Origin of the sequence: Conchiformibius kuhniae DSM 17694, assembly GCF_000428785.1 — a bacterium.
GTDB classification, from domain to species: domain Bacteria; phylum Pseudomonadota; class Gammaproteobacteria; order Burkholderiales; family Neisseriaceae; genus Conchiformibius; species Conchiformibius kuhniae.
In genome coordinates this window covers 366,056-380,839 of the sequence record NZ_AUAP01000001.1, presented here as the reverse complement: position 1 = coordinate 380,839, position 14,784 = coordinate 366,056, and the positions used below count along the sequence as shown (strand labels likewise).

The 14,784-nt window shown below is 57.8% G+C and carries 14 protein-coding genes and 2 tRNA genes; 7 read left to right on the top strand and 9 right to left on the bottom strand.

The window, feature by feature from the left end:
- Positions 1-77: 77 nt before the first annotated feature.
- A complete protein-coding gene (yccS, locus tag G392_RS11840; RefSeq protein WP_051255514.1) occupies positions 78-2,336 on the bottom strand; it encodes a YccS family putative transporter in 2,259 nt (752 codons plus the stop codon).
- Between yccS and G392_RS13475 the strand changes: the two genes are divergently transcribed.
- The gene (locus G392_RS13475) at positions 2,335-2,511 is read left to right on the top strand and encodes a hypothetical protein (RefSeq protein WP_156900757.1); all 177 of its coding nucleotides are present in this window, start codon (positions 2,335-2,337) and stop codon (positions 2,509-2,511) included. The genes yccS and G392_RS13475 overlap by 2 nt on opposite strands.
- A gap of 201 nt (positions 2,512-2,712) precedes the next feature.
- A complete protein-coding gene (locus G392_RS0101940; RefSeq protein ID WP_027008862.1) occupies positions 2,713-2,943 on the top strand; it encodes an RNA-binding S4 domain-containing protein in 231 nt (76 codons plus the stop codon).
- Between the two features lie 36 nt (positions 2,944-2,979).
- Here G392_RS0101940 and thrB read toward each other — a convergent pair whose 3' ends face one another.
- Positions 2,980-3,918 carry a homoserine kinase gene (thrB, locus tag G392_RS0101935; protein WP_027008861.1) on the bottom strand — a complete coding sequence of 313 codons (939 nt, stop codon included), beginning with the start codon at positions 3,916-3,918 and terminating at the stop codon, positions 2,980-2,982.
- Positions 3,919-4,105: 187 nt separating this feature from the next.
- Here thrB and G392_RS0101930 point away from each other — a divergent pair, with 187 nt between their 5' ends.
- Both G392_RS0101930 and G392_RS0101925 read left to right on the top strand, forming a co-directional pair.
- Positions 4,106-4,984: an EamA family transporter gene (locus G392_RS0101930; protein ID WP_027008860.1), complete on the top strand. Its 879-nt coding sequence runs from the start codon at positions 4,106-4,108 to the stop codon at positions 4,982-4,984.
- Between the two features lie 262 nt (positions 4,985-5,246).
- Entirely contained in the window at positions 5,247-6,134 is an 888-nt protein-coding gene (locus tag G392_RS0101925) for a DMT family transporter (RefSeq protein ID WP_027008859.1), read from the top strand.
- 209 nt (positions 6,135-6,343) lie between these two features.
- On the opposite strand, the gene G392_RS14285 is transcribed toward G392_RS0101925, so the two are convergent.
- The 3 genes from G392_RS14285 to G392_RS0101900 form a co-directional block, all read right to left on the bottom strand.
- Positions 6,344-6,475, bottom strand: a complete 132-nt coding sequence (locus G392_RS14285; RefSeq protein WP_281168312.1) for a hypothetical protein — start codon at positions 6,473-6,475, stop codon at positions 6,344-6,346.
- 19 nt (positions 6,476-6,494) lie between these two features.
- The gene (gene aroA, locus G392_RS0101910) at positions 6,495-7,787 is read right to left on the bottom strand and encodes a 3-phosphoshikimate 1-carboxyvinyltransferase (protein WP_027008858.1); all 1,293 of its coding nucleotides are present in this window, start codon (positions 7,785-7,787) and stop codon (positions 6,495-6,497) included.
- Between the two features lie 287 nt (positions 7,788-8,074).
- A complete protein-coding gene (locus G392_RS0101900; protein WP_027008856.1) occupies positions 8,075-9,784 on the bottom strand; it encodes a proline--tRNA ligase in 1,710 nt (569 codons plus the stop codon).
- A gap of 117 nt (positions 9,785-9,901) precedes the next feature.
- On the opposite strand from G392_RS0101900, the gene G392_RS0101895 reads away from it, so the two are divergent.
- The gene (locus G392_RS0101895; protein ID WP_027008855.1) at positions 9,902-10,141 is read left to right on the top strand and encodes a hypothetical protein; all 240 of its coding nucleotides are present in this window, start codon (positions 9,902-9,904) and stop codon (positions 10,139-10,141) included.
- A gap of 41 nt (positions 10,142-10,182) precedes the next feature.
- Here G392_RS0101895 and G392_RS11835 read toward each other — a convergent pair whose 3' ends face one another.
- Complete coding sequence (locus tag G392_RS11835) at positions 10,183-11,538, bottom strand: 3'-5' exonuclease (RefSeq protein WP_051255513.1); 1,356 nt, start codon at positions 11,536-11,538, stop codon at positions 10,183-10,185.
- 104 nt (positions 11,539-11,642) lie between these two features.
- On the opposite strand from G392_RS11835, the gene G392_RS0101885 reads away from it, so the two are divergent.
- Both G392_RS0101885 and G392_RS0101880 read left to right on the top strand, forming a co-directional pair.
- A tRNA-Arg gene (locus G392_RS0101885) sits at positions 11,643-11,719 on the top strand.
- Positions 11,720-11,732: 13 nt separating this feature from the next.
- Positions 11,733-11,807: transfer RNA gene (locus G392_RS0101880), tRNA-Glu, on the top strand.
- 108 nt (positions 11,808-11,915) lie between these two features.
- On the opposite strand, the gene ung is transcribed toward G392_RS0101880, so the two are convergent.
- The 3 genes from ung to yaaA form a co-directional block, all read right to left on the bottom strand.
- Positions 11,916-12,575: a uracil-DNA glycosylase gene (gene ung / locus G392_RS0101875; RefSeq protein WP_027008854.1), complete on the bottom strand. Its 660-nt coding sequence runs from the start codon at positions 12,573-12,575 to the stop codon at positions 11,916-11,918.
- A gap of 39 nt (positions 12,576-12,614) precedes the next feature.
- Positions 12,615-13,928: a homoserine dehydrogenase gene (locus G392_RS0101870; RefSeq protein ID WP_027008853.1), complete on the bottom strand. Its 1,314-nt coding sequence runs from the start codon at positions 13,926-13,928 to the stop codon at positions 12,615-12,617.
- A 65-nt stretch (positions 13,929-13,993) separates the two neighbouring features.
- Positions 13,994-14,779 carry a peroxide stress protein YaaA gene (yaaA, locus tag G392_RS0101865; RefSeq protein ID WP_027008852.1) on the bottom strand — a complete coding sequence of 262 codons (786 nt, stop codon included), beginning with the start codon at positions 14,777-14,779 and terminating at the stop codon, positions 13,994-13,996.
- Positions 14,780-14,784 lie beyond the last annotated feature (5 nt).

Here is a 14,784-nt window from a genome sequence, read left to right as displayed (position 1 = left end):
GCTTGTCTTTCTAAAAAATACGCATTTGGCGGCTATTTTAACCGTTTTGCCGCAAAATCAAAATACGCTTTGCTGCTTTATGCCGCGCTTTGCGCCGGCGTGGCGGACGGGGCATCGTCTTGTGCGCCCTGTTCGCGGTGCAGGGCGTGGTAATAAGGCTCCAGCACATCGGCAATCATCAGCAGTTGCTGCCACAATACTTGGCTTTGCCAATCGTCGCCGATGCATTCGTCCCCGCCGCACTCGCGGCGCAAATCCGCCAAGTCGTTTTGCACGCGGCGGTAGGCTTGGGCAAAATGCTGCCCGTCCCACGCGCCGATGTTTTCCATAATCCCGACCACTTGTTCGGCAACGGGGAAAAAATGCAACAAAAACGCTTCTTCCGCTTCGCTGCGGCTGCCGTGCATCTTGTTGCGGTACGCGCCCAAGGCGGAAATGTAGCCAATCAGCGAATAGTTGATTTTTAAAAGCAAAAATCCGTCCTGCAAACGGTTGCCGTATTTTTTCGCTTCGCCCGACATATCCGAAAGCGTGGTGGAAAGGGCGGCGGCACGGTCGTGGCTCACCCGTCTGGCGTGGCGGTAGGCAACGTCGTCGCGAATCCCGTATTGCTGCAATTCGTTTAAAATCGCCTTCAAATAGCCCGCGTTTGCCTGTACGGCCTGCGCGCCGGTTTGTTCCAATTGCAGATATTTCCAATCGGGCCAAATCCAATACACCGCCAAACCCGCAATCAATGCCCCCACCACCGTGTCGGCAATGCGCGGAATCAAAAATACGGTAACATCGTAGCCCATCACCGAAAAGCCGATAATCGCCTGAATGGTGATGAAAAACGTGGAAAAGCTGTGTTTGTTGGTGCGGAAATAGAAAAACAGCATGGTCGTCAGCACCACAATGCCCAATTTCACTTCGAGCGCGGGATTGAGCAGGGGCAGCAGCGACCCCGCCGCCACGCCCGCCACCGTGCCGACAATACGCTGCACCAGCCGTTTTTTGGTGGCGGAATAGTTGGGCTGGCACACGAAAATGCCCGTCAGCAAAATCCAAAAGCCCAAATTCAAGTGGTCTTCCACATTTTCGGGCAGCAGGTAGGCGTTGATGGTCGGGGCAAATTGCAGCAGCACGCACGAGAGCAGCACGGTAACCGCCATGCGTACCGAGTGGCGGAAGGCGGGCGATTGCGGGGTAATCTGCCCCTTGAGCATGCGCCACGCGCCTTTGATGCCGCCGCTTTCGGGGGAGGTGATGCGGATGCGGTCGCCCTCGCCCAAGCCGTCCGTGTCCTGCCGCGCCAAATGCCCCAGTTGCAAACTCACGTGGGTGATGTTGTCGAGCAGTCGCTGCACGCGGTAGGGCGCGATGCCGCTTTCGGCAGGGTGTTCGGCATAGCGGCGCAAGGATTGTTCCACGCCCTGCGTGGCGCGTGCCAATTTGGGCGGGTAGCGGTATTCGGCATTGTGGTCGCGCAACACGGCAGCAAAATCACGGCACGCCTGCGCCTGCAAATGCAGCAGACGGCTGATGCGGTAAATCAAATCGGTATGGCGCATTTGTTCGGCAAAAGCGCGGTAGTGGACGTGGCTGGAGCTGATGCGCTCGTGAATGTCTTGGGCGATGAAGTAGCAGCGCAGCATTTTGGTGGTGCGCGGGTGGCGGTGCTGACCGCGCATGCGGTAAAACAGCGATTGGCGGCAATGATTAAAGGCTTCGGTTACTTGGGCGTTGCCCATTGCCAATTTGATTTGTTGCGGCTCGAGATAATCGGCTTCATCGGGGTCGAAAAAATCCGCTTTCGCCGCCAAAAAGCCCGCCAAAGCATCATACGCGCCCGCCATGTTTTCCTGCACGGGGCGGTGCGGAAACAACAAATGGGTCAGCACGGTCGCGCCACTGTACAGCACCGCGCCCCCCGTCAGCAGCAGGGGATTGAGGTACCACATGCCCGCCCGCCCGTCATGCACCAACGCCGTGTACGCCGCCACCGCCAAAGTGCCGAAAGCAATGGTGCGGTAACGCAGCCCCGCCACCCCAATCAGCGTAAACAAAAAACCCAAGCCCGTCAGCGTGGCGGCAAAATACACGGGGTGGTGGAAAGTCAGTTGCACTGACAACGACGCCACCGCAAACGCCGACACCGTAAACAAAATATTTTTCAGCTTACCGCTCAGGGCATTGTCCAAATCCACCAAACCGCCCGAAATAATCCCCAAAATCAAAGGCGAAAACCAATGGGTAAAACGCGGGTCGGAATAAATAAACAGAGCCACCCCGCCCGTGCTCAACAACACGGGCAAAGTGGCGATGATTTTGGAATTGACGGCAGGGGTACGCATGGCGGCGCAAGCGGAAAAAGCTTTATATTATACAGCGATGCGCCTGTTGTGCGGGGATTTTCACGCCCTTGCCGCCCCCGTGCGGACACCAAACGCGGCACGAAAACTAAATATCCATGACAATCATCAAGATACCCCCGTTTTTAAAATCAGTAATAATTATCATTTGCCATGACATTCAAAAACGGGTATGATTCTCAATACCAGCTACACACAGACCGATTGTCTGTCCGACAAACACCGTGTGTAGTAATTTTGGTAGTGGTTTGTGTTCCTTTTGTGCCCCTTGTTTCCCCAAGCAAGGGGTGTTTTTTTGCCTGCGCGTCAAGGCATCTCGGTTATAATCGGCGCTTTTGTAGCAAACAGGAGTCGGAACATGACGGCGATACGGGTGGATTTGGCGGGGCAGGAACACATTGCCCTGTGCGATTTGTTGAAACTGGCGGGCTTGGCAGAAAGCGGCGGACGCGCCAAAGCGGTGATTGCGGCGGGCGAAGTGCGGCGCAACGGCAACACGGAAACCCGCAAAACCGCCAAAATCCGTGCGGGCGAAACGGTGGCGTATGCGGGCGCGGTCATTGAAGTGTTTGAAAATGCGCAGGAATAACGGCGCGGTGGTTTTCGGGTCAATTGATGATACGCCCTAAACGGACGGCACGCGCCCTTGGCGGTACACCAGCAGCAAATCGCGAAACACGTTCGGGTCTTTGATAAACGTCATCTCGCCTTCGGCGGGAAAGTGGAAATCCAGCAGCCGCGACACCCAAAAACGCACGCAGCCGGCGCGGTGGGCAACGGGCAGATAAGCGCGTTCGGCGGGCGTAAGCGGGCGCACGCTTTCGTAGCCGCGCACAAAAGCATCATACAATGCCGTATTCGGCACATTGTCGGCACAACGCGCCCAATCGTTGAGCGCCACCGCCAAGTCATACACGAAACTGCCGCAGCAGGCATAGTAAAAATCAATCAATCCCGCCACCCGCTCGCCGTCCAACAGCACGTTGTCTTTGAACAAATCGGCGTGAATGATGCCTTGCGGCAGGGCGTGGTCGGGGTGTGCCGCCAAAAATGCGGTTTCATCGGCAAGCAGGGCGGCATCGTCTTTGTCCAGCAGGGGCATCAGCCGTTCCGCACTGTGCGTCCACCACGCGCTGTGGCGCGGATTGTCCATTTTTTCGGGAAACGATGCACCCGCCAAATGCATTTTCGCCAGCATCGCCCCCGTGTGGAAACATTGCCCCGCCGTAGGATAAGACGTGTCGCCGCCCTGCAAACGGCTGACGATACAGGCAGGCTTGCCCGCCACCTGCGCGTCCAAACGCCCGTTTTTTTGCGGCACGGGCGCAGGACACGCCACCCCGTTGCGGCTCAAATGCTGCTTCAGGCGCAAAAAAAACGGCAATTGCACCTGCGTGAGCGCTTCAAACACCGTTAAAACATAGCTGCCCTGCGTGGTGTGGAGAAAATAATTGCTGTTGGTGATGCCTTGGGCGATGCCTTGCAGCGACACAAACGCGCCGATGTCGTAATCGGCAAGCAAACGGTGCATTTGCGCGTCATCAACGCGGGTGTAAACAGACATGGCGGATACCGTAACCAATCGTGGCAAAACGCGACTATACCACAAAATCCCCGTGCTTTTTACCGTGCGGGCATTGAGTTTTGGCTCGGGATTTGTTATAAGGCTGCTGCGGCAGATTGTCTGCCGCGCCGTCCAATCCATTGGGGGTTGGCGGTTTTTGTTTTGACCTTGTACAAGGAAACCCAAGATGATTTATCTGCTGATTAGTATCTTTGCCAGCGTTGCCGTTTCGGTATTGCTGAAAACGGCGCGCAAGCACGACATGCGCATCGAACAGATGGTGGCGTTCAATTACATCGTTACCACTTTGATGACGCTGATTTTCTTACAACCGAGTGCCGACAGCTTCCAAGCGGTGCTGCCCAATGCGTGGCTGTTTGTGCTGCTGGGGGTGTTGCTGCCGAGCGTGTTTGTGGTGATGGGACGCGCCGTCCAGCACACGGGCATCGTCAAATCGGACGCGGCGCAGCGTTTGTCGCTGTTTTTGCCGGTGGTGGCAGCGTTCACCGTGTTTGGCGAAGCGCTCACCGCCAACCGTCTGCTCGGCGTGCTGCTGGCATTCGCCGCCCTGCTGTGCTTGGTGTACAAACCCGCGCCGCAGGACGGAAGCAAAGCCCCCGCCGACCGCCAAACCGCACTGCTGCTTTTGGGCGTTTGGGCGGGCTACGGCGTGATTGATATTTTGTTCAAACAATTGTCGAAAATGGGCGGCGTGTTTGCCGGCAGCCTGCTGGTGGCATTCGTGCTGGCGGGCACGCTGATGTTTGCCTACCTGTTTGCCCGCAAAACGGCATGGCACCAAAAAAGCATGGTCGGCGGCTTGCTGCTGGGCGTGCTGAACTTTGTCAATATTCTGTTTTATGTCAAAGCGCATCAGGCGTTTAAGGAAAGCCCGACTTTGGTGTTTGCGGGCATGAACATGGGCGTGATTGTGCTTGGCACGCTCACGGGCGCATGGCTGTTCCGCGAGCGCGTGAGCAAAACCAATGCGGCGGGCATCGCTTTGGCACTGGCGGCGATTGTGTGCCTGTATTTCGGCGCAAATCTGTTCGGCACAAACCCATAAATCACAGTTGGGGGCGTCATCTGACAATCAGCACAATACCAAAACCGCCGTCATGCCCGCACAGATGCTTGGCAAGCGATGTTTCATCAACGCCTTGTTCAATCTGTTTTGGCTTCCCGTGTGCGCGGAATTGATGACACCCCCAACCATCATGCTTTGACACCCCCGCACCGTCCGCACGGTACGGGGGTGTGCCGTTTGTGCGCCCGCCCGCAAATCATTTACAATAACGCCCTGCCCCACCCTCCCCCCCCGTGATGCCATGTCGCCCCTGATTTCCCCCCGCTCCGCTCCTTTTGGTCTGATTATCGGCTGCATCATTTTCGGCTTAGGCAGCGTGATTGTCGCGCACGTTCCCGTGGGCGCGTATGCGATGGCGTTTTGGCGTTTGGCGGTGGCGGGGGTGATTTTTTGGGGCTTGGCGCGTTGGTTCGGGCAAATCTTTCCCGCAGGCGGCGCGGCACGGCGCAACGCTTTGGCGGCAGGCGCGTTTTTGGGTTTGGACTTGGCACTGTGGCACGAAAGCATTTACGCGGTCGGGCCGGGCATTTCCACCTTATTGAACAGCTTACAGATTTTTTGGCTGACCACCATCGGCGTGTTGTGTTTCCGCGAGCGTTTGAGCCGCCTGCAAAGCGGCAGCCTGCTGCTGGCAACACTGGGCGTGGCGATGATTTCTACACCCGAGTTCGGACACAACGGGCGGGCGTTGTGGGGCTTTGTGTCGGGGATTGTGTCGGGGCTGATGCTGGCTTTGTCGATGGTGTTCGTCCGCAAAACCCACCACGCCGCGCACACGCCGATTTTTCCCCTGATGCTGCACATCAGCTTGGGCGGCACACTGGTATTGCTGCTGCCGATGTTTTTGTTTAACGGGAATAATTTTCTGCCAACCACTTTCGCGCAACTGGGCTGGATTGTGGTGTACGGCGCGGTGATGCAATGTTTGGCGTGGGGGCTGATTGCCTATTCCATTCCGATGTTGTCGCTGTCGCTGACGGGTTTGCTGCTGCTGTCCGAACCGGTTGCCGCGCTGCTGATTGACGCGTTTTTGCTCGGCAAACCGATTAACGCGCTGCAATGGACGGGGGCGGTGCTGACGATGACGGCGATTTATTTGGGGTCGCTCAAACCAAAAACGCCGTCCTAGGGCGTGTCATTATTTAAATTTTCCAATTAAATCAGTGCAATAAAAATACGCCGTCATTCCCGCGCAGGCGGAAATCCACTGCACAATGTTTGGTTTGGCAAGCGATGTTTTATCAAGGTTTGTCGTGCTTCGATATGGATTCCCGCCTGCGCGGGAATGATGATGCCGTGTTTTTTTCAGTCAATTGATGACACATCATAGCCATTTTTCTAAATCATATCAAACACCAACGCCGCCGCATCGCGCCAACTGCCTAAAGTGCTGCCGATAATCACATCATCATCGGGAAAATCCGTATCCGCAATCAGAGCGGCAAGCGGTGGCGTTAAGGCGATGTTCATGTTTCAGGCAGCCTGAAAATTAGTCCGTCAATGCCGCAAAACGTTCAAAATAATCGGGAAACGTTTTGGCAACGCAATCAGGGTCGTTAATCACCACCGGCACGCCCAGCAGCGACACCAGCGAAAAACACATCGCCATGCGGTGGTCGTCATAAGTGTCAATCGCCACGCCCGCATTCAGGCGCGGCGGCGGCGTGATGATAATGGCATCGGGCAATTCTTCCACCGCCGCGCCGAGTTTGCGTAATTCCGTTGCCATTGCCGCGATGCGGTCGGTTTCTTTCACGCGCCACGAAGCGATGTTGCGAATGGCGCACGTTCCGCCCGTTGCCAACGCCACCACCGCCAAAGTCATCGCCGCATCGGGAATGTGGTTCGCGTCCAAGTCAAACGGGCGCACGGGCTGCGCCGCATCGCGGGAAACTTCAATAAAATCATCGCCCCAAACCACGTTTGCGCCGATTTTTTCCAATTCGCGGGCAAAGGCGGTGTCGCCTTGAATGGATTGCTTGCCCACGCCGCACACGCGCACCGCCGCGCCGCCGAGCAGCCCCGCCGCCAAAAAATACGATGCGCCCGATGCGTCCCCTTCCACATTGATGACGGCGGGCGCGGTGTAGCGGGCATCGGCGGGAATGCGGAAACGGCGGTAATCGTCATGCGCCACCATTACGCCGAATTGTTGCAATAAATTCAGGGTAATATCAATATACGGGCGCGAAATCAGTTCGCCCTGCACCTCAATGGTGCGGGCGCGGCGGGTAAGCGGCAAAGCCATCAGCAGCGCGGTCAGAAATTGGCTGGACACATTGCCGCGCACGGGAATGATGTCCGCGCCGGTGTCGGCAAACGCGCCGATGTGAAGCGGCGGAAAACCATTTTCACCAAGAAAATCAATGTTCGCTCCCGCCACGCGCAGGGCATCGGTCAAATCGCCGATGGGTCGTTGGTGCATGCGCGGCACGCCGTGCAGACGGTAATCGCCGCCCAGCAGCGCGAGCGCGGCGGTCAGGGGTCGGAACGCGGTGCCGGCATTGCCGAGAAACAAATCGGCTTTTTGCGCGGGAAAACGTCCGCCGCAGCCGTGTACGCGCAGGCTGCCTGAAGCGGCGGTTTCGGTTTTGATGCCGAGTGCGTGCAGCGCGTCCAACATTCGGTCGGTGTCGTCCGATTTGAGCAGGGAACGGATTTCGCAGGAATTTTCAGACAGCGCTGCCAAGAGCAGGGTACGGTTGCTGATGCTTTTGGAGCCGGGCAGGGCAAGGGCGGCGGCGCGGACGCGGGCGGCGGGCAGGTGCAGGGATTCGGTCATGGGAAAAAGCGGGGATTATAGCGTCAAGCGTACGGTGCTGCCATTAGGGCGTGCCATCAACTCACTGAAAAAACACCGCGCCATCATTCCCGTGCAGGCGGAAATCCAAGCCAAAGCACAGCAAACCTTGACAAAATATCGATCGCTTGCCAAAAATCGGGCGATGGATTCCCTCATTCGCGGGAATGACGGCGCAAAGGTTTTGCGGATAATTGATGAATTGATGACACGCCCCAGCAAAACGCCCTTGTCCCGATGAAGAAACAAGGGCGTGTTCCAATGGGCAATTATGCGGGCGATGCGGCAAACAGTGCCGCCACTTCGTCCAATTTTACGCTGCAGGTTTCGCCCGTTTTGCGGACGGTGTATTCCACCACGCCTTCTTTCAAACCACGGTCGCCAATCACAATGCGGTGCGGAATCCCCAGCAGTTCGCTGTCGTTCAGCAACACGCCCGCGCGTTCGTCGCGGTCGTCCAGCAGCACATCCACACCCGCCGCCGTCAATTGCGCGTACAACTCATCGGCTGCTTGGCGCACGGCTTCGGATTTTTTGTAGTTCATCGGCACGATGACGGCGGTAAACGGTGCCATGGTTTCCGTCCACACAATGCCGCGCTCATCGTGATTTTGCTCAATGGCGGCGGCGACAATGCGGGTGATGCCGATGCCGTAGCAGCCCATTTCCATGATTTGCGACTTGCCGTTGTTGTCCAAAAACACCGCGTTCAGGGCGGCGGAATATTTGTCGCGCAGTTGGAAAACGTGTCCCACTTCAATGCCGCGCGCCAATTTCAGGCTGCCCGCACCGCACGGGCTGGGGTCGCCCGCCACCACGTTGCGCAAATCCACAAATTCCGGCTCGGCGGCATCGCGCCCGAAATTGAAACCCGTGTAGTGGCAATGGTTTTCGTTGGCACCGATGACCCAGTCCGCGCCCTTTTCCAGCGCGTAATCGGCGTACACCTTGCCCGCAAAACCCACCGGCCCCAGCGAACCGCCGTCCGCACCGAATGCCGCGCGTACCGCTTCGGGCGCGGCCATCGTCAAGGGCGATTTTACGCCCGCCAGTTTTTCCGCCTTGATGTCGTTGAACTCGTGGTCGCCGCGCAGCAGCAGCAGCACCAATTCGCCGTTTTCGCCTTCCACCACAATGGATTTCATCGTGGTTGCAATGGGAACATTCAAAAATTCAACCAGTTGGACAATGGTTTTCACATCGGGCGTGGACACTTTTTCCAAAGCGGCGGCGGGTGCGGCGCGGCTGCCTGAAAGCGGCAGGGTTTGCGCCAATTCCACATTCGCGGCGTAATCGGACGCATCGCTGTAGGCAATCACGTCTTCGCCGCTTTCGGCAATCACCTGAAATTCGTGCGAACCCGTGCCGCCGATGCTACCCGTGTCGGCGGCAACGGGGCGGTAGTCCAAGCCCAAACGGTCAAAAATGCGGCAGTAGGCATCGTACATCGGCTGATAGCCGTCCCGCACCAGCGATTCGTAGTCGGCGTGGAAAGAGTAGGCATCTTTCATCACAAATTCCCGCGCCCGCATCACGCCGAAACGGGGGCGCACTTCATCGCGGAATTTGGTGTTGATGTGGTAGAAGTTAATCGGTAACTGTTTGTAGGAATTGATTTCTTTGCGGACGATGTCGGTGATGGTTTCTTCGCAGGTGGGGCTGAGGCAAAATTCGCGCTCATGGCGGTCGTGCAGGCGCAGCAGTTCTTTGCCGTAAAAATCCCAACGCCCGCTTTCCTGCCACAATTCGGCAGGTTGCACAAACGGCATCAGCAATTCCACCGCACCGGCGCGGTTCATTTCTTCGCGGACGATGTGTTCCACTTTGCGCAACACGCGCAAGCCCATCGGCATCCAAGTGTACAAGCCCGATGCGAGGGCTTTCACCAAACCGGCGCGGAGCATCAGTTTGTGGCTGGGCAGCGCGGCTTCGGCGGGGGCTTCTTTGAGGGTGGAAATGAAAAATCGGCTGGCTTTCATGGGGCTTCCTTTGTCAGGTGATACGGTGGTTTGACCACAAGGGTGCAAAAGCGCCGATTCTAACAAGTTTTGCCCGCCCCCGAAACCACAGCGCAGGGCGTGTTATTCAATTGACCCATGAACCCCTGCACCGTCATTTCCGCGCAGACGGAAAGCCAAAACAACTTTCAACAGGCAGTGGATTCCCGCCGGCGCGGGAATGACGGCACTGTGTTTTTTCAGTTAATTGATGGCGTGTCATCAATTGCTTTACGAAGCGGTTTTTCAAGCAAAAATGCGCAGGTGCAAGGCGAAAATCCGCGCAAGGTCGTGCGCCTTGTCAGGATTTTCAACGCGGCAGGTGCGGATTTGGGCTGAAAATACCGCCGCATCAGTAAATCAGTAAATGATGACGCACCCTAACGCTTGGGCAGCGCCGCCAAGGCTTCGTGCCAAGCCCCCGACAAACGCACGCGCTCGCGCACCTGATGACGGCGGTTTTTCAAGGCATCGCGCACCGCTTCGGCAACTTCCGCATCGGCATACCACACATTGTCCGCCACCTGCACCGCCCCGCGCCAACACACGGAAACATACGGGAAGCCGGAAAACGCATCGGTTTCGCCGATTTCCCACACTGGCTCGGCGGCAAAATGCGGCACCGCCGCCCAAACCGCACGGTTGTGCTGCGCCACCGCCTCCTGCCCCACTGACTCCGCCGTGCGTGCCGCCGTCCCGTCAATGCCCAACAGCGCGGGACACAAACGCTGGTGCCGCGCCCAATTGTGCAACGCCTTTGCCGCCGCTTCCCGATTGGCAAACGAACCGCAAGGCGGGTGCGCGAACAAACCGTTTGTCCGCAACACCGTGCGGGCGCGGCACACGCCCTGCCCGTCCGTTTCAAACACCACCGCCCACCGCCGTGCCGCAGACGGCGCCGCCGCCACACCGTGTTCGTACAACAAACGCCCCTTTTCCGCCAAAGCATGCACATGCCCCGAAGCCGGAAACGCCGCCACCGACTCGGGACACACGCCCCCGTACGCCAAAGCCGCCACCGTTTCCGCATAAGCATGACGGCACACCCGCACCGAATCCGCCCCGCCGCCGCGCCACCACACCGCCGCCCAGCCGTCCGGCAAATCCGCCACCTGCGCCCGCAAATCTGCCGGCAAACCCTGCGGCAGCATCGGCGGATTCAACAAAGTCTGCGCCGTTTCCCACCAATGCGGGCGCACCGCCGCCAACTGCTGCAAACACTCCGCCAACACCAGCACATCCGTCATCGCCCGATGGCGCGAAAGCGGCACCGCCACCCCCAAACGCGCCGCCAAAGCGTCCAAATTGTGCTTTTTCTCATTCGGAAACAGCACCTTCGACAACTGCACCGTACACAGCGCCCCCGTGGCAAACGCCACCCCCGCCTGCCCGAACGACTGCTTCAACAAGGTATAATCAAAACGGCTGTTGTGCGCCACCAACAAACAACCGCGCAAATCCGCCGCCAAAGCCTGCGCCAAATCCGCAAACACCGGCGCATCTGCCAGCAAATCATCATCAATGCCCGTCAGCTTCGCAATAAAAGGCGGCACCGCGCATTCGGGCTGCACCAAATGCGCCGCCTGCCGTATCCTGCCGTTTTCAAAACGCAAATACGCCACCTCAATCACACGGTCGCGCAAAAAATCCCCGCCCGTTGCCTCCACATCCAGCACCGCCACCGGCACGCCCGCACCCGCCAACCGCCCCGCCAATGCGGCAAAACGCTCTTCCATAATAATTTCCGCTTGCAGATAATGATTTAGCGGAAATTATAAACTTTTTGCGCCCGCGTGTCTTGACCGATTGCCGCCACCCCGATAAAATAACAACCTTTGCTGCACCCGTAGCTCAGTTGGATAGAGTATCTGGCTACGAACCAGAGGGTCGGGCGTTCGAATCGCTCCGGGTGCGCCAGCAAAACCCATCTGCGCCCATCGTCTAGCGGTTAGGACATCGCCCTTTCACGGCGGTAACCGGGGTTCGATTCCCCGTGGGCGTGCCAGTTTTATGCCCCGTTTCCGAATTGGATTGGAAACGGGGTTTTTGTTTTCCGAAACAAACGGCAAAAACCGCCGCCGCAGCGCAACGGCAGCCTGCCCGCACGCCGCGCTTACAAACGCCAATCGATTTCGCCAATGCCGTGTGCGCGCAAATACGCATTGGTCTGCGAAAAATGACGGCAGCCGAAAAAACCGCGATACACCGACAAAGGCGAAGGGTGCGCCGCTTTCAGCACCAAATGCCGCGCCGTATCAACCAGCTCCGCCCTGCGCTGGGCGTGCCGTCCCCACAACAAAAACACCAAATGCTCGCGATGCGCGTTCAATTGGGCAATCACGCGGTCGGTAAAGGTTTCCCAGCCGTAGTCCGCATGGGAATGCGCCTGATGCGCCCGCACCGTCAGCACCGTGTTCAGCAGCAACACGCCCTGCCGCGCCCACGCGTCCAAACAGCCGTGGCGGGGCGGGACGAAGCCTTCAATGTCGTCAGACAACTCCTTGTAAATATTCAGCAAAGACGGCGGAACCACCATGCCTTCGCGCACCGAAAACGCCAAACCGTGCGCCTGATTGGGATTGTGGTAGGGGTCTTGCCCCAAAATCACCACTTTGACATCGGCAAATTCGGTTTGGCGGAAGGCGTTGAACACATCGGCGGCAGGCGGGTAAACCGCTTGCCCCGCTTCGCGCTCGGCACGGACGCGTTGCAGGATTTGCTGGAAATAGGGCTGCGATTTTTCCGCACCCAATACGTGTTGCCAAGTATTCATCAAAATTCCTTACTTTGCGTCAATAATGCCCCATTGGGTTTAACGGGTTTGCGCGAGCGATTCCATGCGAATCATCACCACCGGCGCAGACACGCATTCGTGGGCGTTGATGGCGTTGATGGCGGCTTTGATGTTGCGCTCGACCGTGCTGTGGGTCAAAATCACGATTTCCGCCTGATTGTCGTCCAAAACGGCTTTTTGAATCAAGGCTTCGATGGAAATGCCCTGCTCTGCCAGCAAATTGGCGATGCCGCCCAACACGCCCGCCCGGTCGGCGGCACGCACGCGCAAATAGTAGCTGCTGACAATGTCGTCCATCGGCAAAAGCGGCTGTTCGCGCACATTGTCGGCACGGAACGCCAAATACGGCACGCGGTTGGCGGTGTCCGCGCCAATCATGCGGCTGATGTCGATGATGTCCGCCACCACCGCGCTGGCAGTGGGCAAGGCGCCCGCCCCCGCGCCGTAATACAGCGTTTCGCCGACCATATCGGCGTCCACGCGCACCGCGTTCATCACCCCTTCCACGCTCGCCAGCAGGCGGCATTCGGGAATCAGCGTGGGGTGGACGCGCAGCTCGATGCCCGCTTCGGTTTGGCGGGTGATGCCCAACAGCTTGATGCGGTAGCCCAACTCTTCGGCATATTTGATGTCGCGGCTTTCCAAGCGGCTGATGCCTTCCAGATAGCACGCGCCGAAATTCACCGGCGTGCCGAACGCCAGCGCCGACATAATCGTGATTTTGTGTCCCGCATCATGCCCTTCGATGTCGAACGTGGGGTCGGCTTCGGCATAGCCCAAAGACTGCGCCAGCTTCAGCGCATCGGCAAAGCTCTGCCCCTGCTCGCGCATCTGCGTCAAAATAAAATTGCTGGTGCCGTTGATGATGCCCGCCACCGATTTGATGCGGTTGGCAGACATGCCCTCGCGCAAGGCTTTGATAATCGGAATGCCGCCCGCCACCGCCGCTTCAAAATGCACCATCACGTTTTTTTTCGCCGCCAGCGCGAAAATCTCGTTGCCGTGTTCGGCAAGCAGTTTTTTATTGGCGGTAACCACATGCTTGCCGTTTTCAATTGCCTGCAACACCAAATCTTTCGCCGTTTCGCTGCCGCCGAACAGCTCCACCACGATGTCCACATCGGGGTGCGCCACCACCTCAAACGGGTCGGTGGTAAACAGGGCGTCGGGGCAAACCTTGAACGCCTTGCCGACATTGCGGGTGGACACCATAAACACACTCACATTGCGCCCCAAACGGCGGGCGATTTCGGCGGCATTGTCGCGCAACACCTGCGCCGTGCCGCCGCCGACCGTGCCCAAACCCAAAATCCCGATATTGACAGTTTGCATAAAAATCATTGCTCCAAAAAAGATTGAAATATTTTAACATTGTCCGAACGATTGTCCAACGGCACTCAGGCACGGACGGGCGGCGCATCGCGCAAAAACACCCACTCCCCTTCCGAAGACGCCGCTTCGTTAAACGCATAGCCTTCCCAATCAAAGTGTTTCAACTGCGCCGCATCGTCTGCCCCGACCTGCGCCGCATAACGCACCATCAAACCGCGCGCGCGTTTGGCATAAAAACTGACGACTTTGTAATCACCGCCCTTGCGTTCCTTGAACACCGGCGTAATCAAACGCGCATCCAGCCTGTCGGGCTGCACCGCCTTAAAATACTCCGCCGAAGCCAAATTCACCACCGTTTTGTCGCCGTGCCGCGCCAACTCCCCGTTCAGCCAATCGGTGATGCGCCCGCCCCAAAAACGATACAAATTCGCCCCGCGCACATTGGCAAACGGCGTACCCATTTCCAAACGGTAGGGCTGAATCAGGTCAAACGGGCGCACAATCCCGTACAGCCCCGACAAAATCCGCACACGGCTGCCGACATAAGCCGTTTGCGCCGCATCAAGGGCATAGGCATCAATGCCCTCATACACATCGCCGTTAAACAAATACAGCGCCGCTTTGGCATTGTCGGGCGTAAACGGCGTGTGCCACTGCGCGAAACGCTGCGCATTGAGCAGCGCGATTTTGTCCGACACCCGCATCAGCGCGGCGATTTCGTGCGGCGCAAGACCGCGCAAAGCCTCTACCAACAGACGCACCTCGTCCAACAACGGCGGCTGCGTGGGTGCGCTTGGCACCATATCGCGGGTTTCATTCAGGTTTTTGGCGGGCGAAAGCAGAAACAACATGACAA